We start from the raw sequence: 22,621 nt of genomic DNA on the forward strand, positions 1-22,621 counted from the left end.
TCATCGGCGCAGCGCGGAGGCGCCTCATGCCGGCGCCGAGCGAAGCGAGGTGGCGGCATGAGTGACCTGGTCGCGCGGTTCCGGAAGCTGTGGGACGAGATCGCGCCGATCGGGCGGGACGCGGGCAGCGGCGGCTACCTGCGGTACGCGCTCACCGAGCCGGAGCTGCGGCTGCGTGCCTGGTTCCGCGACCAGGCGGCGGCCCGCGACCTGCCGGTGACCGAGGACGGCAACGGCAACCTGTTCGCCTGGTGGGGCGACCCGGAGGCCGGCGACGCGGTGCTGACCGGCAGCCACTTCGACTCCGTGCCGCACGGCGGGGCGTACGACGGCCCGCTCGGCATCGTGAGCGCGTTCCTCGCCGTCGACGCGCTGCGGGAGGCGGGCGTCGCGCCCGCCCGCCCGCTGGCCGTCGGCGCGTTCGTGGAGGAGGAGGGCGCCCGGTTCGGCGTACCGTGCCTCGGGTCGCGGCTACTCACCGGGGCGCTGCCGGCGGAGCGGGCCGCGCTGCTGCGCGACGCCGACGGGGTGAGCTTCGCCGAGGCGCTGGGCCACCCGCCGGCCGGTGCCCGCCCGGAGCTGCTCGGCCGGTTCCGGTCCTTCGTCGAGCTGCACGTCGAGCAGGGCCGCGCCCTGGCCGACACCGCCGCGCCCGTCGCCGTGGCCAGCGCCATCTGGCCGCACGGCCGCTGGCGCTTCGACTTCACCGGCGAGGGCAACCACGCGGGCACCACCCGGATGGGCGACCGCCGCGACCCGATGCTGACGTACGCGTTCACGGTGCTGGCCGCGAACAAGGAGGCGCGGTTGCGCGGCGCCCACGCCACGGTCGGCCGGGTGTCGGTGGCGCCGAACGCCACGAACGCGATCCCGTCGCGGGTGACCGGCTGGCTGGACGCGCGGGCGGCCGAGCCGGAGACGCTCAGCGGGCTGGTCGAGGCCGTGCGCGACAAGGCGGTCGAGCGGGCCCGGCGCGACGGCACCGAGGTCACGCTGACCGAGGAGTCGGCGACCCCGCTCGTCGCCTTCGACGGCGGCCTGGCCGACCGGCTGGCCCGGTTGCTGGCCGCGCCGGTGCTGCCCACCGGCGCCGGCCACGACGCCGGCGTGCTCGCCGGGCACCTGCCGACGGCCATGCTCTTCGTCCGGAACCCCACCGGGATCTCCCACTCCCCCGCCGAGTCGGCCACCGACGCCGACTGCGCCGCCGGGGTGGCCGCCCTGGCCCGGGTGCTGGAGGAGCTGACATGCCGCTGATCCGCTGGCTGGCCGAGTACGCCTGGCTCCCCGACCACGCCGAACCGACCGCCGACGTGCTCATCGAGGCGGAGGACGGGCGCTTCACCGCCGTGACGCCGCTGACCGGCGGCGACGCGCCGACCACCGGGGTCGAGGTGCTCACCGACGCGGTACGGCTGCCCGGGCTCACGCTGCCCGGGCTGGCCAACGCGCACTCGCACGCCTTCCACCGGGCGCTGCGCGGGCGTACGCACGGCGGGCGGGGCGACTTCTGGACCTGGCGCGACCGGATGTACGAGGTGGCCGGCCGGCTCGACCCGGACTCGTACCTGGCCCTGGCCCGGGCCACCTACGCCGAGATGGCGCTCGCGGGGATCACCTGCGTGGGCGAGTTCCACTACCTGCACCACGGCCCGGGCGGCACCCCGTACGACGACCCGAACGCCATGAGCGCCGCCCTCGTCGAGGCCGCCGCGCAGGCCGGCGTCCGGCTCACGTTGCTGGACGCCTGCTACCTGACCGCCTCCGTGGACGGCCGGCCGCTGGCCGGGCCGCAGCGGCGCTTCGGCGACGGGGACGCGGTGCGCTGGGGCGAGCGGGTGAGCGCCTTCACGCCGGCCGGCGGGCACGCCCGGGTCGGCGCCGCCGTGCACTCGGTCCGGGCCGTACCGGCCGAGCAACTGAGCACCGTGGCCCGTTGGGCGCGGGACCGGGACGCGCCGCTGCACGTGCACCTCTCCGAGCAGCCGGCCGAGAACGACGCCTGCCGCGCGGTGCACGGCTGCACCCCGACCCGGCTGCTCGCCGACCGGCAGGTCCTCGGCCCGGCCACCACCGCCGTGCACGCCACCCACCCCACGAGCGCCGACGTCGGGCTGCTCGGGGAGTCCCGCACGGGCGTCTGCCTCTGCCCCACGACCGAACGGGACCTGGCGGACGGGATCGGACCGGCGCGCCGGATGGCCGACACGGGAAGCCCGCTCAGCCTGGGCAGCGACAGCCACGCCGTCATCGACCTGTTCGAGGAGGCGCGGGCCGTGGAGCTGGACGAGCGGCTGCGTACCCGCCGGCGCGGGCACTTCTCCCCCGTCGAGCTGCTGACCGCGGCCACGGCCGGCGGCCACGCCGCGCTGGGCTGGACCGACGCCGGGCGGCTGGCCGTGGGCGACCGGGCCGACCTCGTCACCGTACGCCTGGACAGCGCCCGCACCGCCGGCGTGCCGCCGGTCGGCGCGCTGTTCGCGGCCACCGCGGCCGACGTCACCCACGTGGTCGTCGACGGCCGGACCGTCGTCGCCGAGGGACGGCACCGGGTGGTCGACGTACCGGCCGAACTGGGCGCGGCGATCGCGGCGGTGACACCGTGAGCGCAAGGAGCGAGCCGGGCCCGCGAGCCCCGCGGTCGCGAACGAAGGGGGCACCGTGAACGGGAGCCTGCTGGTCGACAACATCGGCGAGTTGGTCACCAACTCGCCCGGCGGCGGGGGCGGGCCGCTGGGCATCCGGCGCGACGCCGCGCTGCTGGTCGAGGACGGGCTGGTCGCCTGGGTGGGCCCGGCCCGGTACGCACCGGCCGCCGACCGTCGGGTCGACGCCGCGGGAGCCGCCGTGCTGCCCGGGTTCGTGGACAGCCACGCCCACCTGGTCTTCGCCGGGGACCGGGCGGCAGAGTTCGCGGCCCGGATGGCCGGCGAACCGTACACCGGGGGCGGCATCCGCACCACGGTCGGCGCCACCCGCGCCGCCAGCGACGACGAGCTGCGCGCCACCGTGCGCCGGCTGCGCGCCGAGGCGCTGCGGCAGGGCACCACGACCATCGAGATCAAGAGCGGGTACGGGCTCACGGTGGCCGACGAGGCCCGCTCGCTGCGGATCGCCGCCGAGTTCACCGAGGACACCACGTTCCTCGGCGCGCACGTCGTCCCCGCCGAGTACGCCGACCGTCCCGACGACTACGTGGGGATGGTGTGCGGGCCCATGCTCGCGGCGGCGGCCCCGTACGCCCGCTGGATCGACGTGTTCTGCGAGCGGGGCGCCTTCGACGTGGACCACGCCCGCGCGATCCTCGCCTGCGGCCAGGCGGTCGGGCTCGGCGTGCGGGTGCACGCCAACCAGCTCGGCCCGGGACCGGGCGTGCGGCTCGGCGTGGAGCTCGGCGCGGCCAGCGTGGACCACTGCACGCACCTCTCCGACGCCGACGTCGAGGCGCTCGCGTCCACCGGCACGGACGACGGCGGGACCTCGACCGTGGCCACCCTGCTGCCCGGGGCGGAGTTCTCCACCCGCTCGCCCTACCCGGACGCGCGCCGGCTGCTCGACGCGGGCGTCACGGTGGCCCTGGCCACCGACTGCAACCCCGGGTCGTCGTACACCTCGTCGATGCCCTTCTGCATCGCGCTCGCCGTCCGCGAGATGCGGATGACCCCGGCGGAGGCGGTCTGGGCCGCGACCGCCGGCGGCGCGCGGGCCCTGCGCCGCGACGACATCGGGGTGCTGCGCCCCGGCGCCCGCGCCGACCTGGTCGTCCTCGACGCCCCGTCCCACCTGCACCTGGCCTACCGGCCGGGTGTGCCCCTGATCCGCCGGGTCCTGCACAACGGAGTACCGCAGTGAGTGAGCAACGCGAACGAACCATCAGCCGGAACGAGGCCCTGGCATGAGCGTGACCGTCCATCCCACCGGGATCACCCCCGCCGACGTGCTCGCCGTGGCCCGCGGCACCGCCAAGGTCGTGCTCGACCCGGCCGCCACGGACGCGATGGCGACCAGCCGCGCGATCGTGGACGGCATCGAGGCGGCCGGCCGGCCCGTCTACGGCGTCTCCACCGGCTTCGGGGCGCTCGCCAACACGTTCGTCGCCCCGGAGCGCCGGGCCGAGCTGCAGCACGCGCTGATCCGCTCGCACGCCGCCGGCGTGGGCGCGCCCATGCCGCGCGAGGTGGTCCGGGCCATGATGCTGCTGCGGATCCGCTCGCTGGCGATGGGCCGCTCCGGCGTCCGGCCGCTGGTCGCCGAGGCCCTGGTCGACCTGCTGAACCACGACGTCACCCCGTGGGTGCCGGAGCACGGTTCGCTCGGCGCCTCCGGGGACCTCGCGCCGCTGGCGCACTGCGCCCTGGTCCTGCTCGGCGAGGGCTGGGTGCTCGGCCCCGCCGGGGAACGGGTCGACGCGGCCGACGCGCTGCGCCGCGCCGGTCTCGCGCCGATCGAGCTGGCCGCCAAGGAGGGGCTGGCGCTGATCAACGGCACCGACGGCATGCTCGGCATGCTCCTGCTCGCGCTGCACGACGCCGCCCACCTGTTCACCATGGCCGACGTGACCGCCGCGCTGGCCATCGAGGCGATGCTCGGGTCCGAGCGGCCGTTCCTGCCCGAGCTGCACGCCATCCGCCCGCACCCCGGCCAGGCGGCCTCGGCCGCGAACATCCACCGGCTGCTGCAGGACTCGGCGGTGATGGACTCGCACCGCGACGACCTGGCGCACGCCGTGCAGGACGCGTACTCGATGCGCTGCGCGCCGCAGGTGGCCGGGGCGGCCCGGGACACGCTGGAGTTCGCCCGGACGGTGGCCGACCGCGAGCTGCTGTCGGTGGTGGACAACCCCGTGGTGCTGCCCGACGGCCGGGTCGAGTCGACCGGGAACTTCCACGGCGCCCCGCTCGGCTTCGCCGCGGACTTCCTGGCCATCGCCGCCTCGGAGGTGGGGGCGATCGCCGAGCGGCGGGTCGACCGGCTGCTGGACGTCACCCGGTCCCGGGACCTGCCGGCGTTCCTCACCCCCGACGCCGGTGTCAACTCCGGCCTGATGATCGCCCAGTACACGGCCGCCGGCATCGTCGCGGAGAACCGTCGCCTCGCCTCGCCCGCCTCCGTGGACTCGCTGCCCACGAGCGGCATGCAGGAGGACCACGTCTCGATGGGCTGGGCGGCCACCAAGAAGCTGCGGACGGTGCTCGACAACCTGACCAGCGTGCTGGCGGTCGAGCTGCTGGCCGCGGTGCGCGGACTCCAGCTTCGGGCCCCGTTGACCCCGTCGCCGGCCGGCCGGGCCGCCGTCGCGGCGCTCGGCGGGATCGCCGGCGAGCCGGGCCCGGACGTGTTCCTCGCCCCGCTCATGGAGACCGCCCGGGAGGTGCTGCGCGGTCCCGCGCTGCGCGCGGCGATCGAACGCGAGGTCGGCCCGCTGGCCTGACCGACGGCGCGGGGGCGCGCCGCCACCGCGACCGGTGGCGGCGCGTCCGGTCAGCCCGCGTCGGCCGGGAGCACCTTCGCGACGAGCTTCGCCAGCTCGCGCAGCGCCTTGCCGCGGTGGCTGATCGCGTCCTTCTCCTCCGGCGTCAGCTCCGCGTTGGTCTTGGTCTGCCCGTCACCCACGAAGATCGGGTCGTAGCCGAAGCCACCGTCGCCGCGCGGCGCGCGCAGCAGCCGGCCGGACTGCCGGCCGTCGACCAGGTGCTCCTTGCCGCCCGGCAGCACGAGGGCGACGGTGCAGACGAACGAGGCGCCCCGGTGCTCGTCGGGCACGTCGGCGAGCTGGTCGAGCAGCAGTTGGAGGTTCGCCTGGTCGTCACCGTGCCGGCCGGACCACCGGGCGCTGAACACGCCGGGCATCCCGCCCATCGCGTCGACGGCCAGGCCGGAGTCGTCCGCGATGGTGGGCAGGCCGGTCCGGCGGAACCCCTCCCGCGCCTTGATGAGCGCGTTCTCGCCGAACGTCAGGCCGGTCTCCGGCAGCTCCGGGTACTCCTCGACGTCGTCGAGGCCGAGCAGGGCGATCCGGTGCGCGCCGAGCGCCCCGTCCAGGATCCGCTGGAGCTCCACCAGCTTCTTGCGGTTCCGGGTGGCGAGCAGGACCTTGTTCATAGCGTTCCGCCTTCGTTCACGACCGCGGGGCTCGCACGCTCACGAGAGAGCCTTCCGCTGGATGTCGGCCAGTTCCGCGCAGCCCGCGACGCCCAGGTCGAGCAGGGCGTCGAGCTGACTCCGGGGAAACACGCCGGCCTCCCCGGTGCCCTGCACCTCGACGAAGTCGCCGGTGCCGGTGCAGACCACGTTCATGTCGACCTCGGCGGCCACGTCCTCCTCGTAGCAGAGGTCGAGGCGGGCCTCCCCGGCGACGACGCCCACGCTGACCGCGGCCACCGACCGGTGCATCACCGTCTCGGGCCGGCCGACCAGCGCCTTGCGCTCGGCCAGCCAGGTCACCGCGTCGTACAGGGCCACGTACGCGCCCGTGATCGCCGCCGTACGGGTGCCGCCGTCGGCCTGGAGCACGTCGCAGTCGAGCACGATCGAGTTCTCCCCGAGCGCCTTGAGGTCGACGCAGGCGCGCAGGCTGCGGCCGATCAGCCGGGAGATCTCGTGCGTACGCCCGCCGATCCTCCCCTTCACGCTCTCCCGGTCGGAGCGCGTGTTGGTGGCGCGGGGCAGCATGGCGTACTCGGCCGTGACCCAGCCGAGGCCGGAGCCCTTGCGCCAGCGGGGCACCCCCTCGGTCACGCTCGCCGTGCAGAGCACCCGGGTCGCGCCGAACCCGACGAGCACCGAGCCCTCCGGATGGGTGCTCCAGCCCCGGGTCAGCGTCACCGGTCGGAGTTGGTCGGGCCGTCGCCCGTCGGGTCGCGCCATGCCTGCACCCTATGCGGTGCGGTGATCGCGCCGTGCGGGTGTCCCGGCCCACACCCCGCCGGGCCGTCGACCACGGCCGCCGGACCGGGTCAGAGGACGGCGAGCGTGCCCGCCGGTTTGGCGTCGTGCACCCGCAGGAACCCGGTCACCGCGGCGGGCCAGCCGAACTCCTCGGCACGGGCGCGGGCCACGCGGCGGCGGGCCGCCTCGGGCCGGGCGAGCAGCCGGGTCACCGCGGCCGCGATGCCGGCCGGTGAGCCGTACGCCGCCATGCCGGCCGGGCCGACCACCTCGGGCAGGGCGCTCGCCGCGTTGACAACGACCGGCGTGCCGCTGGCCAGCGCCTCCAGCCCGGCCAGGCCGAACGTCTCCACGGGGCCGGGTGCGAGCACCACGTCGGCGGTCGCGAGCAGGGCGGCCACCGCGAGCCGGTCGGGCAGGAAGCCGGTGAAGTGGACGGGCAGCCCCGCGGCGCGGCGGCGCAGCGCGTCCCGTACGGGGCCGTCACCGGCCATCACGAGCACCGCGGGCACGCCCGCCCGGCGCAGCGTGGCGAGCGCGTCGACGGCCAGGTCGGGACGCTTCTCCGGGGACAACCGGGCACAGTGCACGAGCAGCACCTCGCCGGGGTCGGCGTACCGGTCGCGCAGGTCGGGGTCGGCCCGCTCGGGCCGGAACGTGTCGAGGTCCACCCCGAGCGGCACGAGGTCGAGGTTCGCCACGCCGATCCGGGTGAACTCCTCCGCGGCCCAGCGGGTCGTGCAGACCACCCGGTCGTACGCCCCGGCGGTGCGCCGGTTGAGCCCGTCGGCCAGCGGGCGGCCCCACCGGTCCGGCACGCCCCACTGTCCCAGCAGGCCGGTCAGCGACTCGTGCGACACCATCACCGCGGGCACCCCGTGGGCCCGCGCCCAGCGGCCGGTCCAGCGCAGCGTGAAGCGGTCGGAGACCTCCAGCCGGTCCGGCGCGAGACCGGCGAGCAGCCGGGTGAGCCGGTGGCGCCCGACGAGCAGCCGGTACCCGCCGCTTCCCGGCAGTTCCGGGCCGGGCAGGGTGATCAGTCGTCCCCACGGGTGCCGCTCGTCGGCGTGGCGCGGACCGGGCACGATGAGCACCGCCTCGTGCCCGGCCGCCCGGTAGCCCTCCCCGAGGTGGCGCAGCGCGGTCCGCAGCGCACCGGAGCGGGTGGTCACAAAGTTGGCCAGCCGGACGATCCGCAGGCCGCCACCGGGTGCGGGGGCGGTCACGAGGCGGCCGACAGGTCCGCGACGGCGGAGGCCCCGGCGACGACCGCCTCGTAGTGCCCGATCAGCTCGTCGCCCACCACCGCCCAGCTGCGCCGGCGCACCGCAGCCCGGGCGGCCCGCCCGTACGCCGCCCGCCGCGACTCGTCAGCGCCGAGCGCGGCCACCGCGGCGGCCAGCGCCTCCCCGTCCCCCGGCGGCACCAGCACGCCGGTCACCCCGGTCTCGACGAGGTCCACCGGGCCGCCGGCCGCCGGCGCCACCACCGGCACACCGCTGGCCAGCGCCTCCTGCACGGTCTGCCCGAACGTCTCGTGCGGGCCGGTGTGCACGAACACGTCGAGGCTCGCGTAGAGGCGGGCCAGGTCCTCGCCGTGCTGCACGCCGAGGAAGGTGACCTCCGGCAGGGCCCGGGCCAACTGCCGCCGGACCGGGCCGTCGCCGGCGACGACCACCCGGACACCGGGCAACCGCGCGACGGACGCCAGCAGGTCGACCCGCTTCTCCGGGGCGAGCCGGCCGACGTAGCCGACGAGCAGTTCGCCGTTCGGCGCGAGCCGGGCCCGCAGGTCGTCGCAGCGTCTGGCCGGCTGGAACCGTTCCGCGTCCACGCCGCGGCGCCACAGCCAGATCCGCTGCACCCCGTTGGCGATCAGGTCGGCGGCGGCCCGGGGGGACGGGGCGAGGGTGCGCCCCACCGAGTTGTGGATCTCGCGCAGCCGCCGCCACGCGGCCGCCTCTCCCCAACTCAGCCGGTACGCGCGCGCGTACGACGCCACGTCGGTCTGGTAGACGGCCACGGACGGCAGGCGGTGCCGCGCCGCGAGCGTGGCCGCGCGGGCGCCCAGGACGAAGGGGCTTGCCAGGTGGACGACGTCCGGCCGGTGCCCGAGCAGCACCCCGGCCAGGCGGGGACCGGTGGGCACGCCCAGCCGGAAGCCCTGGTAGCCGGGCATCGGCACGCTGGGGATCCGAACGACCGGATAGGGGTACGCGCCGGCGTCGTGCCGCTCGGCGCCCGACGGGGCGGGCGCGACGACCAGCGGCTCGTGGCCGCGGGCGACCAGGTGTTCGGCGGCCCGGACGACGGAGTGCGCGACGCCGTTCACGTCCGGCGGGAACGACTCGGTCACGATGGCGATCCGCATGCCCACACCGTGCGGGTGTCACGGGTGCGCCAGGCGACCGGGCGCTGACGGGCCGGCGAACAGTGCGGCAAGAGCCGGTCGTCGGCGTCAGACCTCGTAGCTGGCGCCGGCCCGCACGACCTCGAGCGGCCCGGCGTACGCGGAGGCGGCGGACTCGACGGTGTGCGCCTCGCTGCCCCAGGCGGCCACCAGGTGGGTGAGCAGCAGCCGCCGTACGCCCGCCTTGGTGGCCGCCTCGCCGGCCTCCCGGCCGGTCAGGTGCAGGTCCGGCGGGTTCTCCACACCGTCGAGGTAGCTCGCCTCGCAGAGGAAGACGTCCGCGTCCTGGGCGAGCCGCAGCAGCGCGTCGCAGGGGGCCGTGTCGGCGGAGTAGCAGAGCACCCGCCCGTCGTGCTCCAGCCGCACCCCGTACGTCTCGACGGGGTGGTTGACCCGGTCGACGGTCACGGTCAGCGGCCCGATCGGGAACGTGCCGGGCTGCAGGCCGTAGAACTGGTAGACGTCGTCCATCGTGCCGTCGCCGTACGCGGCCATGAGCCGGTCCGGGGCGCCGGAGGGGGCGTAGACCGGCAGGACCGGGTACGGGCCGTCCGGTGAGTACCGGCGGACCACCACGTACGACACGGCGTCGAGGATGTGGTCGCAGTGCAGGTGGGTCAGGAGGATGGCGTCCAGGGAGTGCAGGCCCGCGTAGCGTTGGAGGCTGGACAGCGATCCCGAGCCGAAGTCGAGCAGCAGGCGGAATCCGTCGGCCTCGACCAGATAGGCGGAGCAGGGGGACTCTGGTCCGGGGAAACTTCCCGCGCAGCCCAGGATGGTCAGTCGCATCGAGTCGTCTCGCCGTCACGCCGCGTAGTCGCCGCGCCGGTCGCCGCTCGGCTCATGATCTCGACCGACGTGTACGCCACGCTGGGGAGCCTACGCCGGCACGCATGGGCGCAAACATCATCCGCTGGAAGTTGTCACCAAGGTGACACCCGCGCCGGACGGCCCGCCGGACCACGGCCGGACGCCACCCCGATTCGTCGCGCAGCGTGAGCGCCGGAGCCCGCGTGGCGGGGCCGCCGGCGCTCCCGTGCGAGCGCCGGACGGCCCGGTGGCGGCGTGCCGCGCTCAGGCCCAGAGCTGTCCCTCCAGGGCCTCCTCGGCGTCGGCCAGCGTGCCGCCGTACGCCCCGGTGGACAGGTACTTCCACCCGCCGTCGGCCACCACGAACGCCACGTCGGCGCGGCGCCCCGCCCGCGCCGCCTCGTGCGCCACCGCGAGCGCGGCGTGCAGGATCGCGCCGGTCGAGAAACCGGCGAAGATCCCCTCCACCTCGACCAGTTGCCGCGTCCGCAGCACCGCGTCCCGGGTGCCCACCGAGAACCGCCGGGACAGCACCGTGGCGTCGTACAGCTCCGGGACGTACCCCTCGTCGATGTTGCGCAGCCCGTAGACCAGCTCGCCGTAGCGCGGCTCGGCGGCGACGATCTGGATCCCCTCGACCTTCTCCCGCAGGTACCGCCCCGTGCCCATGAGCGTGCCCGTGGTGCCCAGACCGGCCACGAAGTGGGTGATCGTCGGCAGGTCGTGCAGCAGCTCCGGACCCGTCGTCTCGTAGTGGGCCCGGGCGTTCGCCTCGTTGCCGTACTGGTAGAGCATCACCCAGTCGGGGTGGTCGGCCGCGATCTGCTTGGCCGTGGCGACCGCCTGGTTCGATCCCCCGGCCGCCGGCGAGAAGATGATCTCCGCGCCGTACATCCGGAGGAGCTGGACGCGCTCGGTCGACACGTTCTCCGGCATCACGCAGACCAGCCGGTAGCCGCGCAGCTTCGCCACCATGGCCAGGGAGATGCCGGTGTTGCCGCTCGTCGGCTCGAGGATCGTGTCACCCGGACGCAGCCGCCCGGCCTCCTCGGCCGCCCGGACCATGAACAGCGCCGCCCGGTCCTTGATGCTGCCGGTCGGGTTCCGGTCCTCCAGCTTGGCCCAGAGGCGCACCGGCGGCGCACCGGCGGGGACCGTCGGCGACAGCCGGGGCAGGCCGACCAGAGGGGTGCCGCCGCACGCGTCGAGCAGGCTGTCGTACCGCGCCATGGCGGCCGCCTCAGCGCGCGGCGGAGACGCGGCGGCCGGCCTCGCCGTCCGCCACGGTCGCGACGGCCGCCAGCTTGTGCTGCGCGATCGCCGCCGCGGCGGCGAAGCCGAACGCGCCCCCGGCGACGGCCGGCAGGATCGTCACGCTGTCACCGTCGTTGAGCTTGGCGTCCAGCGCCCCGAGGAAGCGGACGTCCTCGTCGTTGACGTAGACGTTGACGAAGCGGTGCAGGGCGCCGGCGTCGGTGACGAGACGGGCCCGCAGGCCGCTGTGCCGGGAGTCCAGGTCGGTGAGCAGGTCGCCCAGCGTGTCGCCGGTGCCCTCGACGACCTTCGCGCCGCCGGTGTAGCTGCGCAGGATGGTGGGGATGCGAACCTCGATGGCCATGGTGTCGTGCTCCTTCTCGGGTGTGCCTCGGTGACGGGACGTGGACGGGTGTTACGCCGCGGGGTTCAGCGGCCGGAACACTCGTAGTCGACCGTCGCCGGGCTCTGCCCGAACATGTAGGACTGCACGGCGTGCGGGTCCACCGCGGCGTCCACGATCCGGACCGGCTCCTCGGTCACCACGCCGTCGACGATGCGGAAGGAGCGGATCTCCTCCCGGTCGGGGTCGCGGGTGGAGACGAGCAGGTAGTGCGCGCCCGGTTCACCGGCGAAGGAGACGTCCGTACGCGACGGGTACGCCTCGGTCGCGGTGTGCGAGTGGTAGATGACGACGGGCTCCTCGTCCCGCTCGTCCATCTCACGCCACACCCGCAGCTGCTCCATCGAGTCGAACTCGTAGAACGTCATGGAGCGGGCGGCATTGTCCATCGGAATGTGCCGGGTCGGGGTGTCGCTGCCCACGGGACCGGCGACGACGCCGCACGCCTCATCCGGGTGGTCCCGGCGCGCGTGGGCCACGATCGCCTCGACGATCGACCGGTCGATGCTCAGCACGCGCTCCAGCCTAACGCCTGGCGGGGCGGCCCGGCGAAGTGGCGGCGGTCACGCCTCGTCGATCAGGGCGTTGAGCAGGGACTCCTGGAGATACCCGAGATACGCGTAGACCGACAGTTGGAACACCCGGCTGGAGGTCGGGTCCTCCGCGACGGCCTCGTCCAGTTCCTCCCCGAGGTCCGTGCCGTCCTTGATCTCCAGCCGGACCCCCATCGCGAGCCGGGCGTCGTTCAACGCGCGCAGCCACGCCTCGGCCGCCTCCGCGTCCAGCCGCACCTCACCGCCGGTCTCGCCGGGCAGCGCCGCGAGGATGGCGCCCGCCTGGTCGATCTTCGCGGTCTTGAGGTCGCCCTCGGTGTAGCGGCGGAACTCGGCGGTGCTCCTCGGGTCGTCCGGATAGACCTCCGGGAAGAGCCGGCCCACCACCGGGTCGGAGTGGTCGAAGCCGTCGGTGAGCAGACCCACCACCTCGGAGGCGACCTTGCGGAGCACCCGCACCTCGTCGACGGCGAACGTGGCGACGTAGCGGTCGCCCTGGCGGCGGAACATGCTCACGGCGCCATCCCCGTTCCCGACCGCGGGGCTCGCGGGACCGACTCACTGATCGCGCTCACGACCGGTCCACCGTCGCCCACAGCCCGTACGCGTGCAGCTGCGACGCGTCGTGCTCCATGCGTTCGCGCGCGCCGCTGGAGACGACGGCGCGCCCCTTGTGGTGCACGTCCAGCATCAGCTTCTCGGCCTTCTCCCGGCTGTAGCCGAAGAGCTTCTGGAAGACCCAGGTCACGTACGTCATGAGGTTGACCGGGTCATCCCACACGATCGTCACCCATGGCCGGTCCGAGGCCGGCACCTCTTCGGTGTCCGGCGTCTCGACCGGTGCAACCTGCGGAGCCGCCATGCCCCCCATCGTGCCACCGGTTTCCGGGAACCGAGGAACCGGAACGCCGGAACGGCCCGGATCGCCGTGCCGGGGCGGCCCGGACCCGCCGGCACCGGGCCCGAGGGGTGGGCGGGCCGGGCCGGCGGGCCGGACGACGACAGCGCCGTCAGGCGAGCAGGATGCCGTGGTCGACCGCATCGGAGAGCACCGCACCCAGGGAGAGACGGACGACCTCGAATCGCCGGGAGATCTCCCGGGACAGCTCCAGCTCGACCTCCCGCAGCGCGCGCTGGGCCCACGCCCGCGCGTCGTTCGGGTTGTCGTTGCCGGGACTGCGCCAGTGCTGCCAGCAGCCGCCGGAGAGGGCGACGGCGACCGGCGGAAGGAGTTCGACCCGGGCGGCGCGGGGATATCCGGCCAGCGCGTCGATCGCGCCGTCACCGGTCAGCCCGGCCACGCCCGCCGTGCTCGTGACCAGCAGCACGCGGTCGAGTTCCCGGGCGGTGCGGTCCTCCGTCATCCCCCAGCGCATGGCCTGCGTCACCCGGCGGTGCACGCCCTCGGGCAGCGGCGCGCCGAAGACGCGGGCGACGGCGTCGTCCACGATCCCCCGCACGGCCCGGTCGCACTGGGCGGTGGCGAGCAGCGACAGGGCCTCCATCTCGCGGTCGAGCAGCTGCGGCAGCCCCGCGCAGCCGACCCCGAAGACGATCTCCTGGACGACGCGAAGGTGGATGTTGGCGAGCTCGAGTGCGAGGTGCTGGCGGATCCGCTGGGCGCACGTGCGGCTCTGCCGGTCGAGGCGTTCCGACCAGTCACCCGGGTCTGCCGCCACGGGCACGCGGGCGTGCTCACCGGGCAGGACCGGCGGGTCGGAGCCGGCACGACGCAGCCCCTCGTCGGCCGCCCAGCCGACGAGGGCGCGCCGCACGTCGGCCGCGACGTCGCCGTCGTGCAGTGCGAACCACCGCGCCCCGGCGAGGCCGGGAACGGCGGAGAGGAGCGCGGCGCGGTGGGCCTCCACCGCCACCGCCACCGGGTCGACCGTGGGGCCGGGCGAGGGGGACCCGGCCCCGGACGGCGGGACGGACGCCCCCGCGTCCTCCGTCGGCGCCGTGCTGTCGGACCCGGCCCAACCGGCCGAGCCAGGGGTGACCGCGAAGAAGACCGCCACGTCGGTACGCGCGACCTCCGCGAGCAGGTTGAGTTCCGCGGCGGTGAACGCCTGGTCGGCGGCGATCACGAAGAGCATCGCCCCGGCACGCCCGGCCGCGTCGAGCAGTACCCGCACGCCCGCGGGGCCCAGGGCTCCGGTGTCGGCCGTGTCGACCAGGGTGAAGTGGCGCAGCAGCGGGTCGGGCAGGTGCAGCTCGACCCGGCGGGGCGGGCGGGCGAGCGCGGGCCCGGCCGCCGTCCGGTCCGCGCCGTAGGCGTGCGGCTGCCGGTAGCCCGGCACGTACGCCGCCCGGGTGGACGTGGCGGCGTGCCGCATCACCAGCCAGCTGCCGTCGGGCACCGCGAGCAGGGCGGGGTCGACGTCGAGCAGGGTGGCGAGCACGGCGCGCCGGCCGGCGCCGTCCGGGCCGACGGCGACCACGCCGAGCGGCTCGTCCGGGCCGGGCGTGCCCACCCCGACCCGCGTGGGCAGGGGTGTGCACCGGGGCATGTCGCCCGGCCCGGGCAGGTCGCCGGGCACGCCGACCGAGGAGAGAGGACCCGGCTTCATCTGGGCGACCTCCCGTGGCAGGCGGACCGGCAGCGGCCGGCCGCGTGGAAACTCCGGAGAACCAACCCGGATGCCGGAAGACTACGAGCGACCCGAGGCCCGCACCGAACAGTTCGGATACTCACCAGTAATTGCGGCACTACTCAACTTCGGTGCGTGACGCTCTGCCTCCGGACAGATTTCGATGGATATGCTGCCGAGGTGAGTCCGTGGAGTTTCGTGGGGCGCAGGGACGAACTCGACCGTCTGCTGTCGGCGGTGACCGGCACGGAGGGGCGCGGCCTGTTCTTCAGCGGCAGCGCCGGCATCGGAAAGAGCCGTCTGCTCCGCGAGGGTGTCGCGGCGCTGCCCACCGACCGCTACGCGATCTGGTCGATCGCCGCGAGCGCCACCACGGCGGCGCTCCCCTTCGGCGGGCTCGTGCAGGTGCTCCCCGCCGAACAGCCGCAGGGGCTGTCGCCGGCCGGCATCCTGCGCTGGGCGCTCGACGTGCTCCAACAGCAGGCGGCCGGGCGTCGCATCGTGCTGGCCATCGACGACGCCCACCTGCTCGACCAGCCGTCGGCGGCGCTCGTGCACCTCGTGGCGCGCGCCGACAACGCCACGGTGATCGGCACCCTGCGCGACGGCGAGGAGATCCCCCTGCCAATCCGGGCACTGTGGACCGACGACCTGGTGGACAAGGCCGAACTCAGCCCCATGGCCCCGGCCGAGACCGCCGGGCTGCTCGCCGAGATCCTCGGCGGCCCGGTCGACGCCGGCACCGCCGACCGGCTGGGTCGGCTCTCCGCCGGCAACCCCCTGCTCCTGCGCGAGCTCATCCACGCCGCCTCCGGCAGCGAGGAGCTGACCCGCACGTACGGGATCTGGAAGTGGACGGGCCGGCTGGAGCTGGCGCCCAACCTGACCGACCTGATCGACACCCGCATCGGCCAGCTCACCCCGGGCGTGCGCGCCGTGGTGGAGCTGGTCGCGTTCGGCGAGCCGCTCGGCCTGCACCTGCTCAACCAGGCCGCCGATCCCCGCGACGTCGAGGTCGCCGAGGAGCGCGGGCTCATCGCGGTGATCCAGCACGACCGGCGCACGAACGTCCGGCTCGCGCACCCGCTCTACGGCGAGGTCATGCGCCGGCGCTGCCCGGTCAGCCGCACCCGGCGCCTGCAGGCCCACCTGGCCGAACTCCTGGAGCGGGTGGGCAAGCGGCGCCGCGACGACCTGCTCCGGGTGGCGGTGTGGCGGCTCGACTCGGGCACCGCGCAGGACGCGGGGCTGCTGCTCGAGGCGGCCGGGCAGGCGTTCAGCCGGTACGACGTACCGCTGGCGACCCGGCTCGCCCGCGCGGCCCTCGGCGCCGGCGGCGGCTTCGACGCCGCGGAACTGCTCGCCACCATCCTGATGTTCGCCGACCGGCCGGAGGAGGCGATCGAGGTGCTCGAATCCGTGGCCCCCGACGCCTCCGACGGCCAGCGGTTCAGCCGGTGGCTCACGGTGCGGGGGATGGTCAGCTACTGGGGCCTGAGCCGCGAGTCCACGGTGGAGGAGATCGCCGAGCGGGCCGCCACCCTCACCGACTCCGCCGACCAGGCCCGGGTCCGGGCGTTCGAGGCCATCATGCGGCTTCACCGGCTCGACACCGCCACCGCGCTGCAGCTCAGCCGGACCGTGCTGGACCGCCCCGCCGCGAGCGTCGCCGCGCGCGAACTGGCCCGGTGCACCATCGGCTACCTCCAGGCCGCGCAGGGGCAGTTGCGCCGCAGCGGCACGGCCATCGCCCAGGTGCACTCCGAGGCGGCCCGCTGGCGGGCGGACATGCCGTACCTCCAGCTGGCTCTGGAACTGGCCCGGGGCACCCGCCTCACGCTCGCGGGCGACCTGGCCGGGATCGACGCCATCGCGGCCGACGAGTTCGCCGACCTCGCCGGCGCCGGGGACTTCCGGCTCGGCACCGGCTACCTGGCCATCCTCCAGGCGTACGCCGCGCGGCTGCGCGGCCAGAGCGACGTCGCCCTGCGCACCAGCCTCGGCGCCTGCGCCGTGCTGGCCACCAGCCGCGTGTACGCCGGCCTGGCGCAGGCCGAACGGGTCCAGGCGGCCGCCCTGCGCGGCGACGCGGCCCAGGCCGCCGAGGCGATGGCGGAGGCCGACCGCACCCAGGCGCCCGGGATGGCGGTGCTGTACCCGTGGCTGGAGCAGGCGCGGGGCGCGGCGCTCGCCGCGGCCGGCGACCTGCCCGGCGCCGTGAAGCAGCTCACCGACCTGGTCGACCGGCTGCGCGCCGACGGGTTCGCCGGGCACGAGGTGCACGTGCTGCACGACCTGGTACGCCTCGACCAGGCGGGCGCCCGCGTCGGCCCGACCTGCTCGGACGGGAGCCGTCGCACGGTCGCCCAGCGCCTCACCGAACTCTCCGAACGTGTCGACGGGGAGCTGCCGCCGCTGCTGGCCCGGCACGCCCGCGCCGCGGTCGCCGGCTCGGCGACCGAACTGCTCGCGGTGGCCGACGACTTCGCGGCGCTGGAGCTGAACGTGTTCGCCGCGGAGGCGACCGCCGCGGCGCTGCACCGGCTGCGCCGGGAGCGGCCCGCCGCGGCGGGCGAGGCCCGGGAACGCCTCGCCGCCCTGCTGAGCCGCTGCGACGTGATCTGCACCCCGGCGCTGCGCGCGGGCACGCCCGCGCTGACCGACCGGGAGTGGGAGGTGGCGCGACTCGCCGCGCAGGGTGCCACCAGCAAGGCGATCGCGGAGAAGCTGTTCCTCTCCGCCCGGACGGTGGAGAACCACCTCCAGCGCGTCTACGTGAAGCTCGGCGTGACGGGCCGGGCCGAGCTGCGGGCGGCGCTCCGGGCGATCCCGGGGCACGAGGGCGGCGACGCGCGCTGAACTCTAGGCTGGGGCCGTGAGCACCCTTCGCCCCGCACTGCTGACCGACCACTACGAGCTGACCATGGTGAGCGCGGCGCTGCGCGACGGCACCGCCGACCGCCGCTGTGTCTTCGAGGTGTTCAGCCGGCGGCTGCCGGCCGGGCGCCGCTACGGAGTGGTCGCCGGCACCGGCCGGTTGGTCGAGCTGATCCGCGAGTTCCGCTTCGACGAGGCCGAGGTGGACTTCCTGCGACGCACCGGCGTGGTCGACGAGCAGGCCGCCGCCTGGCTGCGGGACTACCGCTTCACCGGCGACATCGAGGGGTACGCCGAGGGCGAGCTCTTCTTCCCCAACTCCCCGATCCTGACCGTGTCGGGCGGGTTCGCCGAGTGCGTGGTGCTGGAGACGCTGGTGCTCTCGGTGCTCAACCACGACAGCGCGGTCGCGGCCGCCGCCGCCCGGATGGTGACCGCGGCCCGCGGCCGTACGCTCATCGAGATGGGTTCCCGGCGCGCGCACGAGGGCGCCGCGGTGGCCGCCGCCCGCGCCGCGTACCTCGCCGGGTTCGGCTTCACCTCGAACCTGGAGGCGGGCCGGCGCTACGGCATCCCCACGGCCGGCACGGCGGCGCACGCGTTCACCCTGCTGCACGACGACGAGCGGGCCGCGTTCGCCTCGCAGGTCGACACGCTGGGCAAGGACACCACGCTGCTCGTCGACACCTACGACATCAGCCAGGGCATCCGCAACGCGATCGCGGTGGCGGGCACCGACCTGCGGGCGATCCGGATCGACTCCGGCGACCTCGCGGTGATCGCCCAGCAGTCCCGGGAGCTGCTCGACTCGCTCGGCGCCACCGAGACGAAGATCATCGTCTCGGGCGACCTCGACGAGTACGCCATCGCCGCGCTCGCCGCCGAGCCGGTCGACATGTACGGTGCGGGCACCGCCGTGGTCACCGGCTCCGGGGCGCCCACCGCCGGCCTCGTCTACAAGCTCGTCGAGGTCGAGGGCCGGCCCGTGGTGAAGCGCTCGGAGCACAAGGCCACGATCGGCGGCCGGAAGGTGGCGGTGCGCCGGCACAAGCCGACGGGCACCGCCACGGAGGAGGTCGTCGTCCCGCTGGGCGTGCCCGACCGGCAGCCCAACGACCGGCTGCTCCAGCACACCTACATGAGCGGCGGCGAACCGGTGGAACTGCCCTCGCTCGTGGAGTCGCGGGAGCACCTGCGCGAGTGCCTGATCTCCATCCCGTGGGAGGGGTTGAAGCTCTCGGCGGGTGATCCGGCCATCCCGGTCACGGTGGTGCCGGCAGAGTGAGAGGCGGCCCGGGCGGCCGGGCCCGAGACGTCAGGAGGGAGCACCGGTGGGCAGCGCGTTGATCATCGTGGACGTGCAGAACGACTTCTGCGAGGGCGGTTCGCTCGCCGTGGGCGGCGGAGCGGACGTGGCGGCCGGCGTCACCCGGCTGCTGGCGGCCGAGCCGGACCGCTGGGACCACGTGGTGGCGACGAAGGACTACCACGTCGACCCGGGGGCGCACTTCGGCGACCCGCCGGACTTCGTGGACTCGTGGCCCCGGCACTGCGTCGTGGGCACCCCGGGCTCGGAGTTCCACCCGGCCCTGGCGACCGAGCGGATCGAGGAGATCTTCCACAAGGGCGAGCACGCGGCGGCGTACTCCGGCTTCGAGGGGCACGCCGCCGACGGCGAGTGCCTGGCCGACTGGCTGCGCCGCCACGACGTGGACCGGGTGGAACTCGTCGGTATCGCGACCGACCACTGCGTCCGCGCCACGGCGCTGGACGCCGCGCGGGAGGGCTTCGCCACCACCGTGCTGCTGGACCTCACGGCGGCCGTCGCGCCGGCGACCACCGACGTGGCGCTGCGGTCCATGGAGGGCGCGGGCGTGACGCTGCGCGGGGCGCCTGTGATCAGGACCGCATGATCCGATAATTGGTTGGCGGTCGCCCCACCGGCGGCGAGGATGGCGCCGGAGGTACGGACCGTCGTGAATCTGAAGCCTTACCGGGAGGCGCTCGCCCTGCCCGGACTCCGGTCGCTGCTGCTCGTGGCGGTGCTCGCCCGCATCCCGCTCACGGCGACCGGGGTGACGCTGACCTTCTACGTGGTCCAGGACCTCGGCCGCGGCTACGGCGCCGCGGGCCTCGTCGGCGCGGCCGTGACGGTCGGCGCGGCGATCGGCGGCCCGCTGCTCGGCCGGCTCATCGACCGGCGCGGCCTGCGGCCGGTGCTCGTCATGACCGGGATCGTCGAGGCGGTCTTCTGGTCGACCGCGCCCTCGCTCTCCTACGAGCTGCTGCTGCCGGCCGCCTTCGTCGCGGGCTCGCTCGCCCTGCCGATCTTCTCCGTGGTGCGGCAGTCCATCGCCGCGCTGGCGCCCGCGGACCGACGCCGTCCCGCGTACGCGCTGGACTCGATGTCGGTCGAGCTGTCGTTCATGGTCGGCCCGTCGCTGGCGGTGGCCCTGGCCACGGCGATCTCGGCGCGGCACACCCTCTACCTGGTCGGCGCCGGCATCGTCGCCGCCGGGGTGGCGTTCTGGCTGCTCAACCCTCCGACGGCCGACAGCCGGGACGAGGCGGCCGCGCCCGCGAGGCACGTGTCCCGGCGCGAGTGGGTGACCGGACGGCTGGTCGCCGTGCTGGCGGTCAGCCTCGCCGCCACCCTGGTCCTCGGCGGCACCGACGTGGCCGTGGTCGCCGTGCTCCGGGAGAGCGGCGAGGCCGGCTGGACGGGTGTGGTGCTCGCCATGTGGGCCGTGGCCTCGCTGGTGGGCGGCTTCGCGTACGGTGCCACGCACCGCCCCGTCCCGCCGCTGGCGTTGATGGCCGCGCTGGCCGTCTGCACGATCCCGGTCGGTCTCGGCGGGTCGCACTGGTGGCTGCTCTGCCTCGCGATGATCCCCGCCGGCGCGCTGTGCGCCCCCACCATCGCCGCGACGGCGGACGCGGTCAGCCGGCTCGCGCCCGCCCAGGTACGCGGTGAGGCGATGGGGCTGCACGGTTCGGCGGTCACCGTCGGCATCGCGGTCGGCGCCCCGCTCGCCGGTGCCGTCATCGACGCGTCGGCGCCCGCGTGGGGCTTCGCGGTCACCGGGGCGATCGGCGCGCTCGTGGCGCTCGCGGTGCTCCCGGTCGAGCTGCGCCGCCGCCGGGCGGCCGCCGACGCGCTCGCCGAGCCGGAACTCGCCACCGTCACCCACTGACCCGACCCGACCCCGCCCGTTACCTTTTTGATCGTCCCCAGCCGGGGACTGCTCGGTCGCCCGGCCCGGTATGACTTACTGCCCCTGTCGTACGGATGATCCGGGGGGTGTTGTCGCCGGGTCGGGTGGCGTCGACGGACCGCTGATAGGGACACGGCCACCTGCGGTATTGGGGTAGGTCTCTTCGTAACGTGGCTGCCGGCAGTCGACGCCAGATCGGCGACCGGGCTGGCCGACGACGTCGCGGGGAGGCGATGCGGTGCACGGCGACTACCAGGTGTTTCTTGGTCTGGATGTTGGCAAGGACGGGCACCACGCCGTCGCCCTGAACCGCGAGGGCAAGCGGCTGCACGACGCGGCGCTGGTCAATACCGAGGCCAAGCTGCGGCAGGTGTTCGACAAGCTCGCCCGGCACGGGCGAGTGCTGGTCGTGGTCGACCAGCCCGCCTCGATCGGGGCGCTACCGGTCGCGGTCGCCCGTGCCTGCGGCCACCAGGTCGCCTATCTGCCTGGGCTGGCGATGCGCCGCATCGCCGACCTGCATCCCGGCGCCGCGAAGACCGACGCCCGCGACGCCTACGTCATCGCTGATGCCGCCCGCAGCCTGCCGCACACGCTGCGCCGTGTTGACGTCGGCGACGACGCCCTGGCCGAGCTTGAGGTCCTGGTCGGCTTCGACGACGACCTGGCCGGCGAGGCCACCCGCCTGGCGAACCGGATCCGGGGGCTGCTCACCCAGATCCATCCCGCTCTGGAACGTGTGCTCGGTCCGAAGGTGCAACACAAGGCCGTGCTGGAGCTGCTGTCGCGCTGCGGCGGCCCGGCCGGACTGCGCAAGGCTGGCCGCCGCAAACTGGCCGCGATCGCGGGCAAGAACGCGCCTCGGATGGGCGAGCGCTTGGTCGAGCAGATCATGACGGCCCTGGACGAGCAGACCGTCACGGTTCCCGGCACCACGGCGGCCGAGACGATCCTGCCGAGGCTGGCCGACAGCCTGCGTGACGTGCTCCAGCAGCGTGACCAGGTCGCCGCCGAGGTGGAGAGGATGCTCGATGCACACCCTCTTGCCTCGGTCCTGACCTCGATGCCCGGCATCGGCGTCAGGACCGCCGCCCGGATCCTGCTCGAAGTCGGCGACGGCACCGCATTCGCCACCCCCGGGCACCTCGCCGCCTACGCCGGTCTGGCACCCGTCACCCGCCGCTCCGGCAGCAGCATCCGCGGCGAACACCCACCCCGCGGCGGCAACAAGCAACTCAAACGCGCCTTCTTCCTCGCCGCGTTCGCCGCCCTCACCGACCCCATCAACCGCGCCTACTACGACCGCAAAAGAGCCGAAGGCAAACGCCACAACGCCGCCCTCATCTGCCTCGCCCGACGCCGCTGCGACGTCCTATTCGCCATGCTCCGCCACAAGACCCCCTACCAACCACGCCCGACGGCCCCCGTCGCTGCTTGACGAAACCCATAGGGACACCCCCCCCGCCCGGCCCGGCCGGGCGGGGTCGGCGTGATCCGCGGCATCGCGGCACCCCCGCCGACGCCGAAGAGCGGACCACCATCGCACCCGCCGCTGCGGGCGGCGGAGATCACCGAGCCACGCCCGCGGCGCGCCACCGCCACGCCCAGCGTGTCCGTGC

The 22,621-nt window shown here is 75.0% G+C and carries 20 protein-coding genes; 9 read left to right on the forward strand and 11 right to left on the reverse strand.

The genetic code is table 11. The annotated features are described in order from the left end of the window. The first annotated feature begins 57 nt into the window (after nucleotides 1-57). From OG994_RS18900 to hutH, 4 genes are read left to right on the forward strand one after another with little or no spacing between them, the layout of a single operon-like run. The gene (locus OG994_RS18900) at nucleotides 58-1,257 is read left to right on the forward strand and encodes an allantoate amidohydrolase (protein WP_120329943.1); all 1,200 of its coding nucleotides are present in this window, start codon (nucleotides 58-60) and stop codon (nucleotides 1,255-1,257) included. After that, nucleotides 1,254-2,606 (forward strand): formimidoylglutamate deiminase, encoded by a 1,353-nt coding sequence (locus OG994_RS18905; RefSeq protein ID WP_328853746.1) that lies wholly within the window; start codon nucleotides 1,254-1,256, stop codon nucleotides 2,604-2,606. Before OG994_RS18900 ends, OG994_RS18905 begins: the two co-directional genes overlap by 4 nt. Before the next feature lie 55 nt (nucleotides 2,607-2,661). Continuing rightward, nucleotides 2,662-3,852, forward strand: a complete 1,191-nt coding sequence (hutI, locus tag OG994_RS18910) for an imidazolonepropionase (protein ID WP_120329944.1) — start codon at nucleotides 2,662-2,664, stop codon at nucleotides 3,850-3,852. Nucleotides 3,853-3,895: 43 nt separating this feature from the next. Further along, nucleotides 3,896-5,431 carry a histidine ammonia-lyase gene (gene hutH, locus OG994_RS18915; RefSeq protein WP_120329945.1) on the forward strand — a complete coding sequence of 512 codons (1,536 nt, stop codon included), beginning with the start codon at nucleotides 3,896-3,898 and terminating at the stop codon, nucleotides 5,429-5,431. Between the two features lie 50 nt (nucleotides 5,432-5,481). On the opposite strand, the gene rdgB is transcribed toward hutH, so the two are convergent. From rdgB to OG994_RS18970, 11 genes are all read right to left on the reverse strand, one after another. Beyond that, nucleotides 5,482-6,102, reverse strand: coding sequence for an RdgB/HAM1 family non-canonical purine NTP pyrophosphatase (gene rdgB / locus OG994_RS18920; RefSeq protein WP_120329946.1), 621 nt, complete (start codon nucleotides 6,100-6,102; stop codon nucleotides 5,482-5,484). 39 nt (nucleotides 6,103-6,141) lie between these two features. Then, nucleotides 6,142-6,867: a ribonuclease PH gene (rph, locus tag OG994_RS18925; RefSeq protein ID WP_120329947.1), complete on the reverse strand. Its 726-nt coding sequence runs from the start codon at nucleotides 6,865-6,867 to the stop codon at nucleotides 6,142-6,144. Nucleotides 6,868-6,956: 89 nt separating this feature from the next. Beyond that, the gene (locus OG994_RS18930) at nucleotides 6,957-8,114 is read right to left on the reverse strand and encodes a glycosyltransferase (protein WP_455430024.1); all 1,158 of its coding nucleotides are present in this window, start codon (nucleotides 8,112-8,114) and stop codon (nucleotides 6,957-6,959) included. After that, nucleotides 8,111-9,259, reverse strand: coding sequence for a glycosyltransferase family 4 protein (locus tag OG994_RS18935; protein WP_328850483.1), 1,149 nt, complete (start codon nucleotides 9,257-9,259; stop codon nucleotides 8,111-8,113). The genes OG994_RS18930 and OG994_RS18935 overlap by 4 nt, the downstream gene beginning before the upstream one ends. Before the next feature lie 87 nt (nucleotides 9,260-9,346). Next, complete coding sequence (locus OG994_RS18940; protein WP_120329950.1) at nucleotides 9,347-10,087, reverse strand: MBL fold metallo-hydrolase; 741 nt, start codon at nucleotides 10,085-10,087, stop codon at nucleotides 9,347-9,349. Between the two features lie 285 nt (nucleotides 10,088-10,372). Continuing rightward, the gene (locus OG994_RS18945) at nucleotides 10,373-11,338 is read right to left on the reverse strand and encodes a PLP-dependent cysteine synthase family protein (protein WP_120329951.1); all 966 of its coding nucleotides are present in this window, start codon (nucleotides 11,336-11,338) and stop codon (nucleotides 10,373-10,375) included. A gap of 10 nt (nucleotides 11,339-11,348) precedes the next feature. Further along, nucleotides 11,349-11,726 (reverse strand): MoaD family protein, encoded by a 378-nt coding sequence (locus OG994_RS18950; protein ID WP_120330108.1) that lies wholly within the window; start codon nucleotides 11,724-11,726, stop codon nucleotides 11,349-11,351. 65 nt (nucleotides 11,727-11,791) lie between these two features. Then, the gene (locus OG994_RS18955; protein WP_120329952.1) at nucleotides 11,792-12,280 is read right to left on the reverse strand and encodes a Mov34/MPN/PAD-1 family protein; all 489 of its coding nucleotides are present in this window, start codon (nucleotides 12,278-12,280) and stop codon (nucleotides 11,792-11,794) included. A gap of 48 nt (nucleotides 12,281-12,328) precedes the next feature. Further along, entirely contained in the window at nucleotides 12,329-12,829 is a 501-nt protein-coding gene (locus tag OG994_RS18960; protein WP_192902208.1) for a DUF2017 domain-containing protein, read from the reverse strand. Between the two features lie 61 nt (nucleotides 12,830-12,890). Then, the gene (gene clpS / locus OG994_RS18965) at nucleotides 12,891-13,181 is read right to left on the reverse strand and encodes an ATP-dependent Clp protease adapter ClpS (protein ID WP_120329954.1); all 291 of its coding nucleotides are present in this window, start codon (nucleotides 13,179-13,181) and stop codon (nucleotides 12,891-12,893) included. Nucleotides 13,182-13,329: 148 nt separating this feature from the next. Then, complete coding sequence (locus OG994_RS18970) at nucleotides 13,330-14,889, reverse strand: P-loop NTPase family protein (RefSeq protein ID WP_120329955.1); 1,560 nt, start codon at nucleotides 14,887-14,889, stop codon at nucleotides 13,330-13,332. A gap of 201 nt (nucleotides 14,890-15,090) precedes the next feature. Between OG994_RS18970 and OG994_RS18975 the strand changes: the two genes are divergently transcribed. The 5 genes from OG994_RS18975 to OG994_RS18995 all read left to right on the forward strand — a co-directional run bounded on the left by OG994_RS18975 (nucleotide 15,091) and on the right by OG994_RS18995 (nucleotide 22,440). Further along, nucleotides 15,091-17,769 carry a LuxR C-terminal-related transcriptional regulator gene (locus OG994_RS18975; protein ID WP_328850484.1) on the forward strand — a complete coding sequence of 893 codons (2,679 nt, stop codon included), beginning with the start codon at nucleotides 15,091-15,093 and terminating at the stop codon, nucleotides 17,767-17,769. A 16-nt stretch (nucleotides 17,770-17,785) separates the two neighbouring features. After that, a complete protein-coding gene (locus OG994_RS18980; protein WP_120329957.1) occupies nucleotides 17,786-19,072 on the forward strand; it encodes a nicotinate phosphoribosyltransferase in 1,287 nt (428 codons plus the stop codon). Between the two features lie 46 nt (nucleotides 19,073-19,118). After that, nucleotides 19,119-19,700, forward strand: a complete 582-nt coding sequence (locus OG994_RS18985; protein ID WP_120329958.1) for an isochorismatase family protein — start codon at nucleotides 19,119-19,121, stop codon at nucleotides 19,698-19,700. Between the two features lie 39 nt (nucleotides 19,701-19,739). Beyond that, nucleotides 19,740-20,981, forward strand: a complete 1,242-nt coding sequence (locus OG994_RS18990) for an MFS transporter (RefSeq protein WP_328853748.1) — start codon at nucleotides 19,740-19,742, stop codon at nucleotides 20,979-20,981. 259 nt (nucleotides 20,982-21,240) lie between these two features. Further along, nucleotides 21,241-22,440, forward strand: coding sequence for an IS110 family RNA-guided transposase (locus tag OG994_RS18995; protein ID WP_328850485.1), 1,200 nt, complete (start codon nucleotides 21,241-21,243; stop codon nucleotides 22,438-22,440). Nucleotides 22,441-22,621: the final 181 nt, after the last annotated feature.

Origin of the sequence: Micromonospora globbae, assembly GCF_036184225.1 — a bacterium.
GTDB lineage: Bacteria > Actinomycetota > Actinomycetes > Mycobacteriales > Micromonosporaceae > Micromonospora > Micromonospora globbae.

Bases quoted from the DNA above. Each gene is read 5' to 3' on its own strand.
- OG994_RS18900 (WP_120329943.1), top strand. From the start codon at position 58: ATGAGTGACCTGGTCGCGCGGTTCCGGAAGCTGTGGGACGAGATCGCG.
- hutH (WP_120329945.1), top strand. From the start codon at position 3,896: ATGAGCGTGACCGTCCATCCCACCGGGATCACCCCCGCCGACGTGCTC.
- rdgB (WP_120329946.1), bottom strand. From the start codon at position 6,102: ATGAACAAGGTCCTGCTCGCCACCCGGAACCGCAAGAAGCTGGTGGAG.
- rph (WP_120329947.1), bottom strand. From the start codon at position 6,867: ATGGCGCGACCCGACGGGCGACGGCCCGACCAACTCCGACCGGTGACG.
- OG994_RS18935 (WP_328850483.1), bottom strand. From the start codon at position 9,259: ATGCGGATCGCCATCGTGACCGAGTCGTTCCCGCCGGACGTGAACGGC.
- OG994_RS18940 (WP_120329950.1), bottom strand. From the start codon at position 10,087: ATGCGACTGACCATCCTGGGCTGCGCGGGAAGTTTCCCCGGACCAGAG.
- OG994_RS18945 (WP_120329951.1), bottom strand. From the start codon at position 11,338: ATGGCGCGGTACGACAGCCTGCTCGACGCGTGCGGCGGCACCCCTCTG.
- OG994_RS18950 (WP_120330108.1), bottom strand. From the start codon at position 11,726: ATGGCCATCGAGGTTCGCATCCCCACCATCCTGCGCAGCTACACCGGC.
- OG994_RS18960 (WP_192902208.1), bottom strand. From the start codon at position 12,829: ATGTTCCGCCGCCAGGGCGACCGCTACGTCGCCACGTTCGCCGTCGAC.
- clpS (WP_120329954.1), bottom strand. From the start codon at position 13,181: ATGGCGGCTCCGCAGGTTGCACCGGTCGAGACGCCGGACACCGAAGAG.
- OG994_RS18970 (WP_120329955.1), bottom strand. From the start codon at position 14,889: ATGAAGCCGGGTCCTCTCTCCTCGGTCGGCGTGCCCGGCGACCTGCCC.
- OG994_RS18990 (WP_328853748.1), top strand. From the start codon at position 19,740: ATGGCGCCGGAGGTACGGACCGTCGTGAATCTGAAGCCTTACCGGGAG.